Annotated in this window: 15 protein-coding genes and 1 riboswitch; of the genes, 13 read left to right on the top strand and 2 right to left on the bottom strand. The window is 74.1% G+C overall.

The window, feature by feature from the left end; genetic code table 11:
• Positions 1–151: 151 nt before the first annotated feature.
• The 11 genes from ACPYO6_RS03385 to ACPYO6_RS03335 all read left to right on the top strand — a co-directional run bounded on the left by ACPYO6_RS03385 (position 152) and on the right by ACPYO6_RS03335 (position 12,946).
• Positions 152–2,338 (top strand): primosomal protein N', encoded by a 2,187-nt coding sequence (locus ACPYO6_RS03385; RefSeq protein ID WP_425713480.1) that lies wholly within the window; start codon positions 152–154, stop codon positions 2,336–2,338.
• Positions 2,339–2,518: 180 nt separating this feature from the next.
• A complete protein-coding gene (gene fmt / locus ACPYO6_RS03380; protein WP_425713479.1) occupies positions 2,519–3,466 on the top strand; it encodes a methionyl-tRNA formyltransferase in 948 nt (315 codons plus the stop codon).
• Positions 3,463–4,986 (top strand): RsmB/NOP family class I SAM-dependent RNA methyltransferase, encoded by a 1,524-nt coding sequence (locus ACPYO6_RS03375; RefSeq protein WP_425713478.1) that lies wholly within the window; start codon positions 3,463–3,465, stop codon positions 4,984–4,986. Before fmt ends, ACPYO6_RS03375 begins: the two co-directional genes overlap by 4 nt.
• Positions 4,987–5,092: 106 nt before the next feature.
• Positions 5,093–5,761 (top strand): ribulose-phosphate 3-epimerase, encoded by a 669-nt coding sequence (rpe, locus tag ACPYO6_RS03370; protein WP_425713477.1) that lies wholly within the window; start codon positions 5,093–5,095, stop codon positions 5,759–5,761.
• Positions 5,762–6,063: 302 nt separating this feature from the next.
• The gene (locus tag ACPYO6_RS03365; protein ID WP_425713476.1) at positions 6,064–6,387 is read left to right on the top strand and encodes a hypothetical protein; all 324 of its coding nucleotides are present in this window, start codon (positions 6,064–6,066) and stop codon (positions 6,385–6,387) included.
• 55 nt (positions 6,388–6,442) lie between these two features.
• Positions 6,443–8,992: a hypothetical protein gene (locus tag ACPYO6_RS03360; RefSeq protein WP_425713475.1), complete on the top strand. Its 2,550-nt coding sequence runs from the start codon at positions 6,443–6,445 to the stop codon at positions 8,990–8,992.
• A gap of 78 nt (positions 8,993–9,070) precedes the next feature.
• Positions 9,071–9,211, top strand: a riboswitch (FMN riboswitch).
• A gap of 77 nt (positions 9,212–9,288) precedes the next feature.
• Positions 9,289–10,104, top strand: a complete 816-nt coding sequence (locus tag ACPYO6_RS03355) for an ABC transporter permease (protein WP_425713474.1) — start codon at positions 9,289–9,291, stop codon at positions 10,102–10,104.
• Positions 10,105–10,106: 2 nt separating this feature from the next.
• Positions 10,107–11,234 carry an ABC transporter substrate-binding protein gene (locus ACPYO6_RS03350; protein ID WP_425713473.1) on the top strand — a complete coding sequence of 376 codons (1,128 nt, stop codon included), beginning with the start codon at positions 10,107–10,109 and terminating at the stop codon, positions 11,232–11,234.
• Positions 11,235–11,238: 4 nt separating this feature from the next.
• Entirely contained in the window at positions 11,239–11,502 is a 264-nt protein-coding gene (locus ACPYO6_RS03345; protein ID WP_425713472.1) for a phosphoribosyl-ATP diphosphatase, read from the top strand.
• Between the two features lie 35 nt (positions 11,503–11,537).
• Positions 11,538–12,383 (top strand): ATP phosphoribosyltransferase, encoded by an 846-nt coding sequence (gene hisG, locus ACPYO6_RS03340; RefSeq protein WP_425713471.1) that lies wholly within the window; start codon positions 11,538–11,540, stop codon positions 12,381–12,383.
• A 143-nt stretch (positions 12,384–12,526) separates the two neighbouring features.
• Positions 12,527–12,946 carry a PH domain-containing protein gene (locus ACPYO6_RS03335; protein ID WP_425713470.1) on the top strand — a complete coding sequence of 140 codons (420 nt, stop codon included), beginning with the start codon at positions 12,527–12,529 and terminating at the stop codon, positions 12,944–12,946.
• Positions 12,947–13,094: 148 nt separating this feature from the next.
• Here ACPYO6_RS03335 and ACPYO6_RS03330 read toward each other — a convergent pair whose 3' ends face one another.
• The gene (locus tag ACPYO6_RS03330) at positions 13,095–14,228 is read right to left on the bottom strand and encodes a DUF3866 family protein (RefSeq protein WP_425713469.1); all 1,134 of its coding nucleotides are present in this window, start codon (positions 14,226–14,228) and stop codon (positions 13,095–13,097) included.
• A gap of 34 nt (positions 14,229–14,262) precedes the next feature.
• Here ACPYO6_RS03330 and ACPYO6_RS03325 point away from each other — a divergent pair, with 34 nt between their 5' ends.
• On the top strand, positions 14,263–16,437 hold the full coding sequence (locus tag ACPYO6_RS03325; protein ID WP_425713468.1) for a helix-turn-helix transcriptional regulator: 2,175 nt from the start codon (positions 14,263–14,265) through the stop codon (positions 16,435–16,437).
• On the opposite strand, the gene ACPYO6_RS03320 is transcribed toward ACPYO6_RS03325, so the two are convergent.
• On the bottom strand, positions 16,404–17,321 hold the full coding sequence (locus tag ACPYO6_RS03320; RefSeq protein ID WP_425713467.1) for a glycerophosphodiester phosphodiesterase: 918 nt from the start codon (positions 17,319–17,321) through the stop codon (positions 16,404–16,406). The genes ACPYO6_RS03325 and ACPYO6_RS03320 overlap by 34 nt on opposite strands.
• A 28-nt stretch (positions 17,322–17,349) precedes the next feature.
• Between ACPYO6_RS03320 and tatA the strand changes: the two genes are divergently transcribed.
• Positions 17,350–17,829: a twin-arginine translocase TatA/TatE family subunit gene (tatA, locus tag ACPYO6_RS03315; protein ID WP_425713466.1), complete on the top strand. Its 480-nt coding sequence runs from the start codon at positions 17,350–17,352 to the stop codon at positions 17,827–17,829.
• Positions 17,830–17,831 lie beyond the last annotated feature (2 nt).

The following is a 17,831-nucleotide window of genomic DNA, read 5'->3' as shown; positions in this document are numbered from 1 at the left end:
GGGCGTTCCCAGGGTCCGAGACGCGACGGGGTCAGGCACCTCCGGCGCGCGGGGTCGTCACCCGGTCCCACAGGTGTCCGAGACACAGCCTCGTGCACAGGGCGGGCCGACGACGACGCCGGGTGTCCGGCCCGCGTGATGTGATGTGGCGATGACCCCCCGCGCCGAGCAGCCCTCCCTGGGCGACCTCGTCGACCTTGCGCCGCCCGGCGCCGCGGGGGACCCGGACGCGGACGTCGTGTCGGTACTTGTCGAGACCCCGCTCGCGCACCTCGACCGCCCCTTCGACTACGTTGTGCCGCCGGCCATGGCGGAGCGCGTGGCGATCGGATCGCGCGTCCGCGTGCGGTTCGCCGGGCGCGAGCTCGGCGGATACGTCACGGCGCGCACGCGGGGGACCGACCGCTCCGACCTCGCGCCGCTCCGTCGCGCGGTGAGCGCCGCACCCGTGCTCGCCCCGGAGATCGCGCGGCTGTGCCGCGCCGTCGCACGCGCGCACGGTGGGACGACTGCCGACGTCGTGCGCCTCGCCGTGCCCCCACGTCACGCGGGCACGGAGGACTCGGTCGCCCAGGCGCGGGGCGGTTGGGCGGTGGATCCTCCCGCTGCCCGCTCCGACGCGTCGGAGGAGGAGGCACCGTCCGATCCCGGTCCCTGGGGCGAGCTCGCGGCAGGTCCGGCCTTCCTCTCCCATGTGGCCGCAGGACACTCGCCCGCCGCGGTCGTCACGGCGCTGCCGGGCACCACCGCGGCCCTCGTCGCCCGTGCCGTGCGTGCGGGGCACGACTCCGGCCGCGGCGCACTTGTCGTCGCGCCGACCGCGCGTCACGTCGAGGAGGTCCTCGCGGCGCTCGAGGACGCGGGGATCCCCGCCGTCGTGCGCCTGTCCGCCGAGGACGGGACCGCGCGCCGGTACCGGACCTTCCTGCGTGCCCTGACGGGGGAGGCACGCGTGGTCGTCGGCACGCGGGCCGCCGCGTTCGCGCCGGTCACGAACCTCGGGCTCGTCGTGCTCGTCGAGGACGGGGACGACCGGCTGGAGGAGCCGCGCGCCCCGTACCCGCACGCCCGCGACGTCCTGCTCGCGCGGCACCTGCCCGACGACGGGACGGCCGACCGCCCCCGGGCGTCGGGGGAGCGGGCGGCCCTCGCGATCATCGCCGTCGGACGCTCCGTGGCCGCCCAGCACCTCGTCGCCACCGGGACGGCGGCGTCGCTCGCCGCGGACCGGGCGCTCGTGCGCGCGCGCACCCCACGGGTCATCGCACCCAGCGACCTCGCCCTCGCCGCCGAGGGCCCCGCCGCGCACGCGCGGATCCCGCACGAGGCCTGGCGACTCGTCCGCGACTCGCTCGCCGACGGGCCGGTCCTCGTCCAGGTCGCCCGCGCCGGCTACGTGCCCGCGCTCGCGTGCGCGAGGTGCCGGGAGCCTGCTCGCTGCCGGCACTGCTCGGGTCCGTTGCAGGCGACGGCGACGGGCGCGCCTCCGTCGTGCCGGTGGTGCGCGCGCAGCGCCGCCGACTTCCGCTGCCCCACGTGCGGTTCGACCGCGCTACGGGCGATCCGGGTGGGCGCCGGTCGGACCTCCCACGAGCTGGGGCGTGCCTTCCCCGGCGTCCCGGTGCTGGCGTCGGGCGGCGGGCAGGAGACCGGGGTCGCGCGGACGGTCGACGACCAGCCCCGACTCGTCGTGGCCACCCCAGGGGCGGAACCCACCGCCGACGGTGGGTACGTCGCGGCTGTCCTCCTCGACGGCGGTGTCGCGACGGCGCGCCCCGGCCTCGCGGCGGCCGAGGAGGCCATGCGCCGGTGGGTGAGCGCCGCCGCGCTCGTCCGTGCCGCCCCCGAGGGTGGCCGCGTGCTGCTGCTCGGCGGACCGGCGCCGCAGGTGGCGCAGGCGTTCGTCCGCTGGGACCCGGTCGGGCTGGCCGAACGGGAGCTCGCGGAGCGGGCCGAGCTGGGTCTGCCGCCGGCGGCTGACGTCGCCGTCGTGACGGGGGAGTCCGGTCCCGTGCGCGCATTCCTCGACCACCTCATGGCCGACGACCGAGCGACCGGGATCGACGTGCTGGGGCCCGTGCCGGTCGAGCCGTTCACTCGCGGGAGCGCGGGAGCGCGGGACGACGGGGGAGCGGGACCGGGTGGACGATCGGCTGGACGTTCGGGCGGGAGCACGGGTGGTTCCTTGGGATCGGGCGCGCCGGAGGTCCGGGCCGTCGTCCGTGCCCCCGCCGGCACCGAGCCCGGTCCGCTGCTCGCCGCCGCGGCGGCCGCCCGCTCGGCGCGCAAGGAGCCGGGGGCGGTCCGGGTCCAGGTCGCGCCCACCGACATGCTGTAGGGCGGGCGGGCGCCAGGAGGCCCGCCAGGACCAGGTGGTGGGCGAGCGCGGTGGTCGTCGTCGTGCGCCGTGACGGGCGTTCGCCCGTTCGTCGGGCACGTGCGCGTCCGGGTGTCGTCGTCGTGCGCCGTGGAGGGCCTTCGTCGGCGGCACCTCGGCGAGGCATCTACCATCGAAGGCGTGCGAGTCCTGTTCGCCGGCACCCCGGTCGTTGCGCTTCCGGCCCTGCACCACCTGCTCCAGTCGGAGCACGAGGTGGTCGGGGTCCTCACGCGTGCGCCCGCCGCGCGAGGTCGGGGCCGGACGCTCCATCCCTCTCCCGTCGGTGAGGCCGCGGCCGAGGCGGACCTGCCCGTCCTCACCCCGCGGACACTGCGGGACGAGGCCGCCGTCGAGGAGATCCGCGAGCTGGGGGCGGACGTCGCCGCCGTCGTCGCCTACGGCCTGCTCATCCCGCCGCCCGCGCTGGCGGCCACCACCCACGGGTGGGTCAACCTGCACTTCTCGCTGCTGCCCGCCTACCGCGGCGCGGCGCCGGTCCAGCGCGCGCTCCTCGCCGGCGAGGACGTCACCGGTGCGACGACGTTCCTGCTCGACGAGGGGCTCGACACCGGCCCGGTCCTGGCCACGATGACCGAGACGATCCAGGCCACGGACACCTCCGGCGCACTGCTCGACCGGCTCTCCGTGGCCGGCGCGCCGCTCCTCACCCGGTCGCTCGAGACCCTGGTCTCCGGCCTCATCGACCCGGCCCCGCAGAGCACGCACGGCGTCTCGCTCGCGCCGAAGCTGACGACCTCCGACGCCTTCGTCGACCTCGACCAGCCCGCCCAGCAGGTCGACCGCATCATCCGGGCCACGACGCCCGCGCCCGGGCCGTGGACCACCCTGCCCGGCGGTGACCGCCTCAAGCTGCGTCCCGTCGATCAGGTGCAGGGGACCACCGACCTCGCTCCTGGCGAGGTGCGCGCCGGACGTCGCGAGGTTCTCGTCGGTACGGCGACTTACGCCGTCCGCCTGACGGAGGTGGCGCCCGCGGGGAAGAGCTGGATGGCCGCCGACGCCTGGGCCCGAGGTGCGCGCATCGCCGACGACGACCGCCTCGGTGCGGAGAAGCCCGACGCATGAGCGACGATCGCGGCCCCCGCCGGGGTGGCACCGGCCGTGGATCCGGGAAGCAGACCCGCGCCCCGCGCACCGATCCCGCGCGTCGGGCCGCCTACCAGGTCCTCCACCAGGTCCACGCAGAGGACGCCTACGCCAACCTCGTGCTCCCGGGCCTCCTGCGCGAGCGGGGCATCACGGGTCGCGACGCCGCGTTCGCCACCGAGCTCGCCTACGGCACCCTGCGCCTGCGGGGACGCTATGACGCGATCCTCGCCCTTGCGTCGGGCCGCGACGTCGACTCGCTCGACCCGCCCGTACGCGACGTGCTCCGGCTCGGCGCGCACCAGCTGCTCGGCATGCGCGTCCCGTCCCACGCCGCCGTGGCCGAGTCCGTCTCCCTCGCCCGCGAGGTCGCGGGCCCGGCGCCCACAGGACTCGTCAACGCGGTGCTGCGCAAGGTGGCCGGCCGGGACGTCGAGGACTGGCTGGACGACGTGGCCGACGCGGTGCGCGACAGCGGCGGCGAGTGGTTCGACGTCGCGGCGGCCGTCGAGTCCCACCCCGCGTGGGTCGTCCGCGCGCTCCGCCAGGCCCTTGTCGCCGACGGCCGTGACCCGCGTGAGCTCGGCGACCTGCTCGACGCCGACAACACCCCCGCCCGCGTCACCCTCGTCGCCCGCCCCGGCTGGTCGTCCGTGGGGGAGCTCGGCCGCCAGGCCCGCGACCTCGGAGCGGACGTCGAGCAGCACCCGCTGCCCGGCGCCGTCGACCTCGTCGGGATCGCCCCGGGCGAGCTCGCCGACGTCGCGACCGGACGCGCGGCGGTCCAGGACGCCGGCTCGCAGCTCGTCGCCCACGCCCTGCTTGCCGCCGACCTCACGGACGGACGGACCGACGACGGCGGAACCTGGCTCGACCTGTGCGCCGGCCCCGGCGGCAAGGCCGCGCTGCTGGCGGCGCGCGCGCAGGAGCGCGGGGCGTTGCTCGTGGCCAACGAGGTGCAGCCGCACCGCGCCGACCTCGTGCGCCGCGCCGTCGAGCGGGCGGGGGAGTCGGTCCGGGTGACGGTCGGGGACGGGCGCCGGGCCGGTGAGCTGATGCCTGCCGACGGGCCGGACGGGGGACCGGACGGTGCGACGCGCATTCTCCTCGACGCGCCCTGCACCGGGCTCGGGGCGCTCCGCCGACGCCCGGAGGCGCGCTGGCGCCGCAGCACCGACGACCTCGCCCAGCTCGCGGAGCTCCAGCACGAGCTGTTCGAGGCCGCGGCCGGCGCACTCGCCGTCGGAGGCGTCCTCGCCTACGTGACCTGCTCGCCCCACGTGACCGAGACGCGCGCCCAGGTGACCCGTCTGCTGCGCGGCTCGCCCGGGCTCGCGCTCCTCGACACGGGTGCGATCACCCGGTCGGTCGCCGGCGGGCTCGCCGACCTCGTCACGGGGAGCCCGGTCGAGGGGGCGGAGGGCACGGTGGTCCAGCTGTGGCCCCACGTGCACGGCACGGACGCGATGTTCCTCGCGCTCCTGCGGCGCGAGGGCTGAGGGGCGACCCGAGGGACCCCCGGGCCCGGTCCGCGCAGCACCGTGCTGCGCAACGCGCCCTCGGTCCGCGGCGGCCCCGTCCACGGACGGCGGCTAGCCTCGGTCCATGGCCTCCGTCGTGATCTCTCCGTCGATCCTCACCAGCGACCTCTCCGACCTGCGTGGCGAGCTCGAGCGCATCTCGGGCGCCGACTACGCGCACGTCGACGTCATGGACAACCACTTCGTGCCCAACCTCAGCTGGGGTCTGCCCGTCGTCGAGGCCTGCGTCCGGGTGAGCCCGGTCCCGATCGACGCCCACCTCATGATCGAGGCCCCGGACCGCTGGGCCGTCGGCTACGCGGAGGCCGGCTGCGCGTCGGTGACGTTCCACGCCGAGGCCGCGATGGCGCCGGTCAAGCTCGCCCGCGAGCTGCGGGCCGCCGGGGCGAAGGCGTCGATCGCCATCCGCCCCGGCACGCCGTTCGAGCCGCTGATCGACCACCTCGCCGAGTTCGACATGATCCTGCTGATGACCGTCGAGCCCGGCTTCGGCGGGCAGTCGTTCATCGAGTCCGTGCTGCCGAAGATCCGCCGCGCCCGCGAGGCCGTGTCCGCCGCCGGGCTCGACATCAGGCTCCAGGTCGACGGCGGCGTCTCCCGGAAGACGATCGAGCGCGCCGCCGACGCCGGTGCCGACACGTTCGTCGCCGGCTCGGCCGTCTACAACGCGGAGGACGCCAACGCCGAGATCGCCGCGCTGCGGGAGCTGGCCGCCGGGGCGCACGCGCACTGACGGCGGCGCTCGGCGGGATGACGTGCGCCGGCCGCCGGCGCACGGGTATGGACCCCTCGGGCACCTGAGCGGGCCGGATCCCTCTCGCGCCTCGTCGTCGTGCACGTCGTTCCCGTGCCACAAGCACTCGCGTGACGAGGTGCACCTGCCTCGACCGGGTGGTTCTGCCCGCCCCCTGCATGCTCCGCAGCACCGCCGATTCGACCGGTGTTCACCTGGCGGTCAGATTGACGGGACACGCTCCGCCAGAGGCGTTGCCGGTGGCAAGCGCTCGGAACTGGCAGGCCGACAAGGAGCGCATGATGTCCATCGAGATCGACCCGTACTCGACCGCCGCAGTCGGTGACGACGTCTGGGTGGACGGGATGCTCCTGCGCGACGGCGCCGGCGAGCTGCCGGAGGAGGCGACGCTCAACCGTGCTGCCGGGACCGGTCCCGACCGCATCGCGGGGGACATCTCCGCGCTCAAGTCCGCCATGGCCGACTTCATCTCGACGCACGACACGGGTCTGCTCGCCCTGGCCGCCGCCACCGAGGCCTGTGGCTCGTCCACCGTCAGCATGACCGAGGGCTTCGAGGAGGTCGACACCGACGCCGGATCGGGCTTCGACTTCCTCGAGGTCTGACGGCCCCGCACCGATCGGTCGGGCGCCGCCCGACCATGACCCGAGAGGACCACCGATGGCCGGTGCAGATCAGCTCCCCCTGCCCGACGGCTCCGCGACGACCTTCATGGTGCAGGGCACCAACGTCTCCCGCATCCAGGGTCGGCTCCAGCAGACCCTGCTCTCCGACGGATCGGCCTCGCAGCGTCTGCGCAGCGCGTTTCCGGAGGGCCTGAGCTCGGACGCGATCGACACCGAGCTGTCGATCCTGTCCGGCCACGTGCAGACCGCGGCCGAGAACATGGGGGGTGCAGGCACGCACATCTGGGACGTGGGCGCTGCGTTCGAGACCTGCGAGTCGACGATCGAGGGGCTGCAGACGGAGTGGGACGAGGTCGACACCTGGTTCAACAACTCTCTCGATCAGATCAACACCGACCCGTACTACACGGACCCCGCGAACCAGCGGGACAAGGCGGAGGCGATCGAGTCGATCGACCTCCAGCGCGAGAGCCGCCGCGAGGACATGAAGGACCGGTACGACACGGCCCTCGACACCCTCGGCGAGTCCATGAGCACGGCCGCGTCGAAGCTGACGGAGCTGACCGACGGGTTCGTGCCCGCCGCCCAGCAGGGCAGCGCGACCGACATCGCCGCGGCGATGACGGCGGGGACGACGATCTCGGACGGCAGCCGGCGCGATCACGTGGCGGACGAACAGGCCGAGGACGCGGAGGAGCTCCTCGAGCAGGCCGAGAACGGCGACCAGGAGGCTGCGCAGGAGTTCGTCGACACCTACGGCGACCTCGTCGACGACCCCTACTTCGCCACCGCCCTCATGGAGCGGCTCGGGACGGACGGCCTCAACCAGGCCTCGATGCAGATCATGGAGTTCATCGACACAGGCGAGGGGTATCCCGAGCTCCAGCAGCAGTACCGGGATCTGTTCGGCGTGCTGGGTGGCGCCTACACCACGTCAGCGGGCGATCTGTCGGGGATGGACCCGTCGACCCGTGAGGACACCGAGACCTGGCGCGATCAGTGGCTGGAGGACCTGCAGACCAGCGGGCGGGAGGGGTACAACCCCGTGACCGGCGAGCCGTACGAGGAGGGGATGGACGGCACCGTGATGTACGGGTACGACATCCAGAGCCAGCTCCTCGCCGCCGGCCTTGCGGGTGACCCGAACGCGTCCGTCGCCCGCGACTACATGGAGACGGTCGGCGTGGACATGGTCGAGTGGGACCAGTGGCTCACGGAGACGTACCCGCACAGGTCGAACTACTCGCACATGGGTAACTCGATGTACGACTTCGGTGAGTCTCCGCTCGGCGATCTCCACCCGACCGACCCGCGTCGAGACCCGTTGCACAACCTGCTGCAGGCCGCGGGCAGGAGCGAGGAAGCGACCTACGGGCTGCTGCTCGAGGACATCCCGGCGGGCGACGGCCAGACGCAGTCGATCATGGAGTACTACCTGCACGGCCGGAGCGACGCGTCGAACGGCATGGTCATGGGCATGACGGACTTCGGCACCACCATGGGCGACGTCCTCGAGAGCTACTCGCTGGACAACACCGACGAGGAGTCGGTCGAGCTCGCCCAGCAGGCGATCGTGGGGTACAACGACGCGATCGCCGGCTCCGAGCCGCTCGACGGGAGTACCGCGCAGACGCGCGCAGGACTCAGCATGTCGGCTCTGCGGCCCGCGATGGGCACGGTGATGGCCACCTACATCGACGACCTGCACACCGCGTTCGACGGGCAGGCCACGGGCGACGGGGTGGGCCAGGGGGATGGCGGGACCTACGACATCACCTTCAGCAACGGCACCCTCAACAACCTCCATCACACGTTCGGCGACCTCGGCTACGACCGGCCCGACCAGATCGTCCGACCCGGCGACGACGGATCGGTCGTCGGGGATCCGGACAACCCGCCGGCGCTGCAGCGCATCCTCAACGCGAGCTACGCCCACACGAACAACGGCATGTACGAGGCGCTCAGCGACGGCAACATGGACGCCGCCCAGGACGCCTTCGGCAACGGCAGCTACTTCGACGCCTTCGTCATGGAGTCGCTCTCGAACGAGAACGGTGACAACGCAGGCGCGCTCGACCAGTACAACCAGTACATGCAGGACCTCGCGAACGAGGGGCTCGGTCTCGTCCCGTTCGACGACATTCCCGTCGTCGGTGGTGCGGTCGACAAGGGCATCGACTGGGCGAAGGACCCCGTGCTCGAGGCCATGTTCGACACCGGCAACGAGGACGCGTCGCGCGTGCAGTCCGCCGAGTGGCAGCAGGCACAGAACGAGATGGTCAACGACCGCTTCTACTCCGCGGTCGCCGCAGCCGGCACCTACGAGGGCTCGCCGTCGTTCACCGAGTGGGAGACCGCAAGTGAGCGCGACCTCGGACCCGACGAGCAGTTCTGGAACGAGGACGGCTCGGTCATCCCCTACGACCAGATGACGCCGGAGCAGCGCGACCAGTTCGTCGACTATCTCAACGACTCCGAGAACGGCGCCGGTGGACAGTACGGCTCGATGACCAACGATGCCGAGGGGCGCATGAACGACGCGCGCACCCGCGCCGCCAACGACAACCAGGCGGACGGCGGCTGAGCCGACCGACCCGCCGACCGTCGGGGCCGGGACCCTCTCGTGGGTCCCGGCCCCGACGTCGTACACTCGTCCCTCGAGCACGTGCTCCGGGGTCGGTGAAAATCCGAACCGGCGGTAACAGTCCGCGAACCCGAGGCCACGCAGGAAGCTGCGCGGCGAGGGCCGATCCGGTGGAACTCCGGGACCGACGGTCAAAGTCCGGATGAGAGGACGCACGCGGTGGGCCACCCGGTCCACCCTCTCGGGACGCCCGCGTCCCCTCGCCCCGGTCGCACGCAGGCCGGGAGGAGGAACGGGTGGCACAGCCCCTCGAGCACGTCGACGCCGCAGGCGTCGGCGGCCGGCCTCGACCGCCCGCGCGAGCAGGGGCCGTCAGCGCCGTCGCGCCCGTGGTGTTCGGCGTCGTCGTGCTTCTCGCCTGGGAGCTCGCCTGCCGCGCGGGGCTCGTCGACCCGTACTTCCTCCCCGCCCCGAGCGACGTCCTCTCCCGCGTGCTCGACGACCTGACCGGCCCCGCCCGCAGCTACCTCTGGCCGACGCTGTACGCCGCCGGCTGGGGCTCGCTCCTCGGCGCGGCGGTCGCCCTCCCGCTCGGCATCGCCATCGCCTCCTCCACGCTCGCGCGGCGCGTCCTCGAGCCCTATGTCGCAGCCTCCCAGGCGCTGCCCGCCGTGGCCGTCGCGCCGCTGCTCGCGCTGTGGCTCGGCTACGGGGTCCTGCCCGTCGTCGTGCTGTGCGCACTCATGGTGTTCTTCCCGATGCTGCTCGGCACCGTCTACGGGCTCACGCACATCGACACCGACGTCATCGAGGCCGCCCGGCTCGACGGCGCCGGCGGCCCCGTCCTCCTCGCGCGCATCCTCCTGCCGCTCGCGCTCCCGGCGATCCTCACGGGCGTGCGCAACGGCGTCACCCTCAGTCTCACCGGCGCCATCGTCGGCGAGATCGTCACCGGCGGCCGCGGTCTGGGGATGCTCCTGTCCTCGCGCGGCGCGTCCGCCGACACCGTCGGCCTGTTCTCGATCCTCACGATCCTCTGCGTCCTCGCCGCCGCGCTCTTCGCCGCGGTCGGCGCCCTCCAGCACCACCTCCGCCACCGGCAAGGAGCCTGACCATGACCACCACCCCGCGGCCCGCCCCCCGCCGCTCCGCACCGACCGAGAGCCGGCCCGACGCGTGGTTCGCGCGCCGCCGCTCAGTACCGGCCGGGGACCGTCGGTCCGGGCGCCGTGCACCTCACGCCGCCCTCCTCGCCGCCGCCCTGCTCGCGGCCTGCGGAGACTCCGGTGGCGGGGGAGAGGACGGCGCCGACGGCGACACCCTGACGATCGGCCTCACCTACGTGCCCGACGTCCAGTTCGCCCCGTTCTACGTCGCCGAGGAACGCGGGTACTTCGAGGACGAGGGTGTCGAGGTCGAGCTGCGGCACCACGGCGCGTCGGAGGGCCTGTTCACGGCCGCCGAGGCGGGGGAGGAGGACGTCGTCGTCGCGGGCGGCGACGAGATGCTTCAGGCCGTCGCCCAGGGAGCGGGCCTGACCACCGTCGCCACGATGTACCAGGAGTACCCGGTCGCGATCCTCGCGCCGCAGGACTCCGGGCTCGCGAGCCTCGAGGACCTGTCCGGCAGCAGCGTCGGCGTCCCCGGGGAGTTCGGCGAGACGTGGTTCGGCCTCCAGGCCGCGCTCGCGTCGATGCCCGACGGCGGGGAGTCCGTCGAGGTCGAGACCATCGGGTTCACCCAGGTCTCGGCTCTCACCGCGGGACACGTCGACGCCGTCGTCGGGTACGTCAACAACGACGCGGTCAGCCTCGAGCGCGCAGGCACGCCGGTGACCGAGATCCCGCTCGGCGACGACGTCCCGCTCGTCGGCGTCGGGCTCGTCGCCACGGACGCCGCGCTCTCCGAGCGCGAGGAGGAGGTCGCGGCCGTCGTCCGCGCGGTCCTGCGGGCGATGGACGACGTCGTCGCCGACCCGGAGGCGGCCGTCGACGTCAGCGCGACGCACGTCCCCGACCTCACCGAGCCCGAGGCGCGCGAGAGCGCCCTCGCGGTCGCGACCGCGACCGCCGAGCTGTACGGGGCGGAGGAGCAGCGTGGGGAGATCGACGTCGCGAGGTGGCGGTCGATGGCGGAGTTCATGTCCGGTGCCGGCCTGCTCGAGGGCGAGGTCGACGCCGAGGCCGCGGTGCGCGCGCTCCCGGACACTCCCGTCCTCGTCGCGGACCGCGCCGTAGGCTGACCGCGTGAAGACGTTCGACCAGCTGTTCGCGGAGCTGACCGCCAAGGCCGAGGAGCGCCCCGAGGGATCGGGGACCGTCGCCCAGCTCGACGCCGGGATCCATGCCATCGGCAAGAAGATCGTCGAGGAGGCCGCCGAGGTGTGGATGGCCGCCGAGCACGAGAGCGACGACGCGGCGGCCGAGGAGATCAGCCAGCTGCTCTACCACGTCCAGGTGATGATGATCGCGCGCGGTCTCACCCTCGACGACGTCTACCGCCACCTCTGAGCGCGACCCGCCCGCCCCTAGGAAGAGACCGCCACATGCTGCGTATCGCCGTGCCCAACAAGGGCGCGCTGTCCGAGCCCGCGTCCGACCTCCTGTCCGAGGCCGGATACCGCCGACGACGGGACACCCGCCAGCTCGTCGTCGCCGACCCGGACAACGACGTCGAACTGTTCTTCCTGCGCCCCCGGGACGTCGCCGTGTACGTCGGCGCCGGCACCGTGGACTGCGGGATCACCGGCCGCGACCTGCTCGTCGACTCGGGCGCCGACGCGGTCGAGCACCGCGCGCTCGGGTTCGCCCGGTCCACCTTCCGGTTCGCCGCCCCCGAGGACGGTCCCCGCCGGATCGAGGACCTCGGCGGCCTGCGGGTCGCCACGTCCTACGACACGGTGGTCCGCGGGTTCCTCGCCCAGCGCGGCGTCGACGCCAGCACCGTCCACCTCGACGGCGCGGTCGAGTCCGCCGTGCGCCTCGGGATCGCCGACGTCGTGGCGGACGTCGTCGAGACCGGCTCCACGCTCGCCGCCGCCGGCCTGTCGACCTTCGGCGAGCCCCTCCTCAAGTCCGAGGCCGTCCTCATCCGCCGGGCCACGAGCGAGGAGCCCGAGGGGCTCGAGGTCCTCGACCGGCGCGTGCAGGGCGTGCTCGTCGCGCGCCAGTTCGTGCTCGTCGACTACGACGTGCCCAAGGAGCACCTCGACGCGACGGTCGCCCTCGCGCCCGGCCAGGAGTCCCCGACGATCTCGCCGCTGCGCGACGACGGCTGGGTCGCCGTCCGCGTCATGGTCGAGCGGGCATCGGTCAACCGCGTGATGGACGAGCTGTACGCCGCCGGTGCGCGCGCGATCCTCGTCACCTCGATCCTCGCGAGCCGCCTGTGACCGTCGGCGGGGATGCCGGGGGCCGCGGAGGTTTCGGCGACTCCGGAGGTTCCGGGGATTCTGGGGCAACGTCCGACGACGGTAGGTCGCCGTCGGGCGAGCAGGTCCGGGCCCGGCTGCACGCGCCGATCAGGCCTCGGCTCGTGCGGCTCGTCGCGCGCGTGCTGCAGGTGGCGGTCGTGGTCGGCGCCGCGGCGATCATCGTGTTCACGGGCCGCATCCCCGGTGTCGACCACTGGGGCCTGACCGACCAGCTGCTGACCGCGCTGCTCGCGCTCGTCATCGTCGCGATCCTCGAGCGTCAGGCACGGGTCGCCGCCCTGCCCGACGAGGACGGCCTCACCGTGCGGAACTTCCTCGCCGGTCGGCGGGTGGAGTGGGCCGAGATCCTCGGGGTGGAGTACGGCGAGCACCGCCCGTGGGCGAACCTCGACCTCACCGACTCGACGACCCTGGCAGTCATGGCCGTCCAGCGCAGCGACGGCTCCCGGGCGGCTGCCGATGCCCAGCGCCTGTCGACCCTCATCGAGCTCCACGCCCGCGAGGCCGGCCCCCGCGGCTGACCCGCCCGCCGTGATTCATCGAGATTGCGGTTCGTCGTCGTCGAGATTGCGGTTCGTCGAGATTGCGGTTCGTCGAGATTGCGGTTCGTCGTCGTCGAGATTGCGGTTCGTCGAGCCCCAACCGCACTCTCGACGGAAAGTGGGACGGTCAGTCGGGCAGCAGGTTCGCCGCATGGACCCCCGCCGCGGCGGCGGCAAGGAACGGCACGGGGTCGGCGTCGAGGTCGCGCCCCATCGTCGAGAGCCGGAGGCCGGCCGCCTGCTCGATCTCCCGCAGCGCCGCGAGCAGATCAGGTCCGCCATCCTGATCACCCCGACGACCCGCGCGCACGTCGACGTCGACCCGCCGGTGCCGCCCCGCCAGCGCGTGCACGAGGCGTTCCTCGACCACGTCGTCGCAGTCGCCGTCGGGCCACTCGAGACCGGTCGGCACCACGACGTCGCTCGGCGCGAGCGCCACCCGACCGAGCGCGGTCACCGAGTGGTGGGACAGGCCCCGGTGCCGCTCGCGCGGATCCGTCCCGGACATCCGCAGGACTCCGATCCCGCGTCCCCCGAGGGTCGCCGCCGCGTTGAGCGCCTCGCCGGCCGCGACTCCCGAGAAACCCCACCGCGTCCCGGTCCCGAGGTTGCCCGGCCCCTGGGCGACGACCACGACGTCCGCCTCGAGCACGATCCGCGCACCGAGGAGCCCCGTGTGGACGGTGACGGCCTCGACGTCGCCGCCGAATGCCTGGCCCACGGTCACGGTGCCGGCGATCCGCCCGGACTCCGCGAGCCCGGCGGTGGTGCGGGAGAACCAGGCCGGCAGGGCGCCACCGTCGGTCATGAGCGAGACCACCCGTGCGCCCGGCCGTCGCGCGTGCACCCCGGCCACCACCGCGGGCAGCGCGGAGTGCAGGTCGGCGACGACGACCGGCAACCCGCCGAGGTCGTCGGCCTCGCGCAGGTCCTCGTGGTGCGGCGACTCCTGCTCGTCGATGCCGAGGACCATGACCTGGCCGGGCGTGTACCTGGCCTTGACGAGGTGTCCGGGCCCGGGCGGTGGATCCGCCGGCAGTCGGTCCGGCAGCGCGACGACCAGCGCGTAGCCACCGGTGCCCAGCCCCTTCTCGAGCGCCGTGACGTTGAGCAGGACCCGGTCGCCGTGCTCGGGCCGGCCGACCATGGCCGGATGGGCGAGGGCCCGCAGCTCGCGCCCGTCGACCTCGACGTCGAGCTCGACCGATCCGGCCCACTCCCGCCGCGTGCCCAGCACCGTCCCGGCGCGCCACAGAATCACGCCGTCACGCTACCGCCACCGGTAGCGTGCAGGGGTGAACGCGCAGACGACGAAGGTGACGAAGGAGGAGCGGCTCCTCAACCTCCTCGCCGCGCTGAGGTCCACCTCGCGCGGACTGTCGAAGTCGGACGTCCGCCGCCTCGTCCACGGGTACGCCGGCCAGAAGGACGACGCGTTCGAGCGCATGTTCGAGCGCGACAAGGACTCGCTGCGGTCGATCGGGGCCCCGCTGCTCACGCTCGTCTCCCCGGTGCACCAGTCGGACATCGTCTACCGGGTCGACGGCGACGACACGGGCGTCACCGAGCTGAGCCTGACCGCCCAGGAGGCCGCCGTGCTCGCGGCGGCGGCCGGCGTGTGGCGCGATGCCGCCACGAGCGCCTCGGCCCGCAGGGGACTGACCAAGCTGCGCGGGCGCACCGTCGAGCCGGGAACGGCGGCCGGCCCGCACGACGACGAGGACGGGGACGCCGACGTCGGGGCCTCCGGCAGGACCTCGTCCGGCCCCTCCACGGAGGACGACACCACGACGGAAGCGGCAGCCCTGCGCACCGCTCCCGGGGTCGGCCTCGCCGACGCGGGTCCCGCGTTCACCGTCATCCTCGAGGCGCTCGAGCACGGCCGCGCGGTCCGGTTCGACTACCGCGCCGCCTCCACGGGCGAGCTGAGCAACCGCCTGGTCGACCCGTGGCGGCTGGCGACCCGGGGGCGGTCCTGGTACCTCGTGGGGCACGACCACGACCGCGGCGCCGTCCGCGTGTTCCACCTGTCCCGGGTGCGCGGGAAGGTGCGCGCGGTCGAGACCGAGGATCGCGTCCAGCCGCCGGCCGACCTCGACCTGTCCGCCGTCCTCATGGCCTCGAGCCGGCGTGGCGGGCAGGCGCGCGTCGCGCTCGCCCCGGGGCGGGGCGGTGCCCTGCGCACGCAGGCCGGCTGGGCGCCGGACGAGAACCACCCGGGGACGACGCCGGACGACCACGACCACCAGGGCCCGACGTCGTACACCCGCGACCTGCACGACCGCGTCCCCGACGGCTGGGACACGGTGGAGCTGACCACCGCGGACCTCGACGACCTCGCGGGGGAGATTGCCGCGCTCGGGGACGGCGCGCTGGCCCTCGCCCCGGACGATCTCGTCTCCACCGTGCGTCGTCGGCTCTCCCGCGCTGCCGAGGTCGCCGAGTCCCGCGCCCTCGACGCGCCGGGCACGAAGGCCGCCCCCGCCGCCAAGATCCAGCGCGACGGCGCCGAGGTCCGGCTCGCCCGCCTCCTGGCCATCGTGCTGCGGCTCCACGAGCACGGCGACCAGACCGTCGCGGGGCTCGCGGAGCTGTTCGGGGTCGGCGAGAAGCAGATCATCAAGGACATCGAGCTGCTCTGGGTGACGGGGCTGCCCGGCTACCAGCACGACGACCTCATCGACTTCTCCGTCGACGCGTTCGAGTCCGGCGTCGTCTCGCTGGCCAATGACCAGGGGCTCGCGCGCCCCATGCGGCTGACGACGGACGAGGCGGTGCTCCTGCTCGTCGCTCTCGGCCCGATGCGCGCGGTGGCGGAGAGCGGCGACCTGTCCACCGTGCTCATCGACCAGCTGGTCGCCAAGCTCGAGGAGGCGGCGGGGGAGGCGTCGAGCGTCGCCCGCTCGATCGACGTGCCGGTGCCCGACGCCGACGAGGTCGCCGCCCTGTCGACCGTCCGGTCGGCGCTCGAGCAGGGGCGGCGCCTGCACCTCGAGTACGTGTCGGCCGGTGACGTGCGGACCGAGCGCGACGTCGACGTCCGGTCGATCGTCAACGACGCCGGCGACTGGCGCGTCTCCGCCTGGTGCCTGAGGGCGGGGGCGCCGCGGACCTTCCGGGTGGACCGCATCGTGTCGGCCACGGTGCTGCCGGTGCCGGTCGAGGAGCACCCGTGGCCCGCACGGACCGATCAGGTCGGGGACAGCGGGGACGAGGTCGTCGTCGAGCTGGCGTCGATCGCGCGCCCGTTCGCGGAGACGGTGCCGTCGATCAGCACGAAGGACCTCGACGACGGCGGGGTCCGGGTCCGGCTGCGGGTCGCCGACGAGGCGTGGTTCGTCGGCGCGATGCTCGATCTCGGCGACGACGTCACCGCGATCGGTCCCGCCGCGTGGGCGAAGCGGGTGCGCGCCGCCGCACGGGCCGCGCTCGACCGCTACGACGACGGGGAGCCTGTCGCCCCGGCGTGAACGCCCGGCCGCCCGCCGCGGCCGTCGAGGAGCGCAGCCGGGTCGTCGGTGATGAGGACGGTCGCGCCGAGACCGGTCGCCCGTTCGGCGTCGTCGTTGGTGTTGACCGTCCACGCCCAGATCCCCAGACCGGCCGCGCGGGCGCGCCGGGCGAGATCCGCACCCAGCCACGTGTGCCGGGGCGCGACGGCGACGGCCCCGAGCTCGACCGCCGCGGCCACCGGGTCGGGCACGGACCACCGCCCACCCGGCGGGCCGAGAAACGGGGAGCCGGGGCGCGTCGAGTCCGCGTCGGCGAGGACGGCCCGCGGCACGTGCGGCAGCAGGTCGGCGGCGGCGGCGACCACGGCGCGGTCGAACGACTCGAGCACGCACGGTGGCCCGTCGTCGTCGAGGACCTCTCCCACCGCGGCCACGACCTCGCGCGGCGCGGCGCACGCCACCGAGCCGTCCGGGGCCGACTTGATCTCGACGAGCACCCACGGATCATCGGCCCCTGACCGCCGCCCCGGGCCCCGAGCGGCATCCGGGCCCGCCACCTGGCCGGCCGCCCGACCCGCCTCCCGGATCGCCTCGAGCGACTCGCGCAGGGTGGGGACGCCGAGTCGCGCGAGCTCGGCGGCAGTGAGGTCCCGCGTCGCGCACGGGCCGCGGCCGGGGACGTCGAGCACGAGGTCGTGCCGCACCACGGGCACGCCGTCCGCGGACAGGTGGGTGTCCAGCTCGACGCCGTGCGCGCCGTCGAGCACGGCACGCTCGAACGCGGCGGGCGTGTTCTCCGGGTGCACGGCGGACGCGCCCCGATGCCCGAGCACCTCGACCCGCTCCCGCCTCACGGGACCTTGGTCGGCGCGGGTGCCGTCCCCGGCGTCTATCCTGGGCATGTTCCATCCTCCCGACGAAGGTGACCTCATGTTCCGCAACGGCCTTCAGCCGATGCACATCCTCGTGCTCGTGGTGGTGATCCTGCTCGTCTTCGGCGCCTCCCGCCTGCCCGACATCGCCGCATCGATCGGCAAGTCGCTCAAGGTCTTCAAGAAGGAGGTCCGCGAGCTGCGCGAGGACGACGACACGCCGACCGGGTCCGGCCAAAACGGGTCCGGCCAGAACGGCGGGGGACAGGACAACGCGGGTCAGCACAACCAGGGTCAGTACAACGGCGGCCAGCACAACCAGGGTCAGTACACCGGTGCCCAGTACAACGGCGGCCAGTACAACCAGGGCCAGTACAACGGCGGCCAGTACGGCCCGCCCCAGGGCGGCCCGACGCCCGGGCACGGAACGGGTGGGCCCGGTGCGGATCGCCCGGGGTCCGGCGGCGGGGACGGACTCTCGTCGTCGGAGCCGCCGAGCACCCCCGCCGGGCAGTCGCCGCCGACCTCCGTCGGATAGCC

Source organism: Georgenia sp. Z1344 (assembly GCF_049856295.1).
In the GTDB taxonomy this organism is placed as follows: Bacteria; Actinomycetota; Actinomycetes; order Actinomycetales; family Actinomycetaceae; genus JB111.
This window is presented reverse-complemented; position numbering and strand designations above follow the sequence as displayed.

Bases quoted from the DNA above. Each gene is read 5' to 3' on its own strand.
- ACPYO6_RS03385 (WP_425713480.1), top strand. From the start codon at position 152: ATGACCCCCCGCGCCGAGCAGCCCTCCCTGGGCGACCTCGTCGACCTT.
- ACPYO6_RS03375 (WP_425713478.1), top strand. From the start codon at position 3,463: ATGAGCGACGATCGCGGCCCCCGCCGGGGTGGCACCGGCCGTGGATCC.
- rpe (WP_425713477.1), top strand. From the start codon at position 5,093: ATGGCCTCCGTCGTGATCTCTCCGTCGATCCTCACCAGCGACCTCTCC.
- ACPYO6_RS03365 (WP_425713476.1), top strand. From the start codon at position 6,064: ATGTCCATCGAGATCGACCCGTACTCGACCGCCGCAGTCGGTGACGAC.
- ACPYO6_RS03360 (WP_425713475.1), top strand. From the start codon at position 6,443: ATGGCCGGTGCAGATCAGCTCCCCCTGCCCGACGGCTCCGCGACGACC.
- ACPYO6_RS03350 (WP_425713473.1), top strand. From the start codon at position 10,107: ATGACCACCACCCCGCGGCCCGCCCCCCGCCGCTCCGCACCGACCGAG.
- hisG (WP_425713471.1), top strand. From the start codon at position 11,538: ATGCTGCGTATCGCCGTGCCCAACAAGGGCGCGCTGTCCGAGCCCGCG.
- ACPYO6_RS03320 (WP_425713467.1), bottom strand. From the start codon at position 17,321: ATGCCCAGGATAGACGCCGGGGACGGCACCCGCGCCGACCAAGGTCCC.
- tatA (WP_425713466.1), top strand. From the start codon at position 17,350: ATGTTCCGCAACGGCCTTCAGCCGATGCACATCCTCGTGCTCGTGGTG.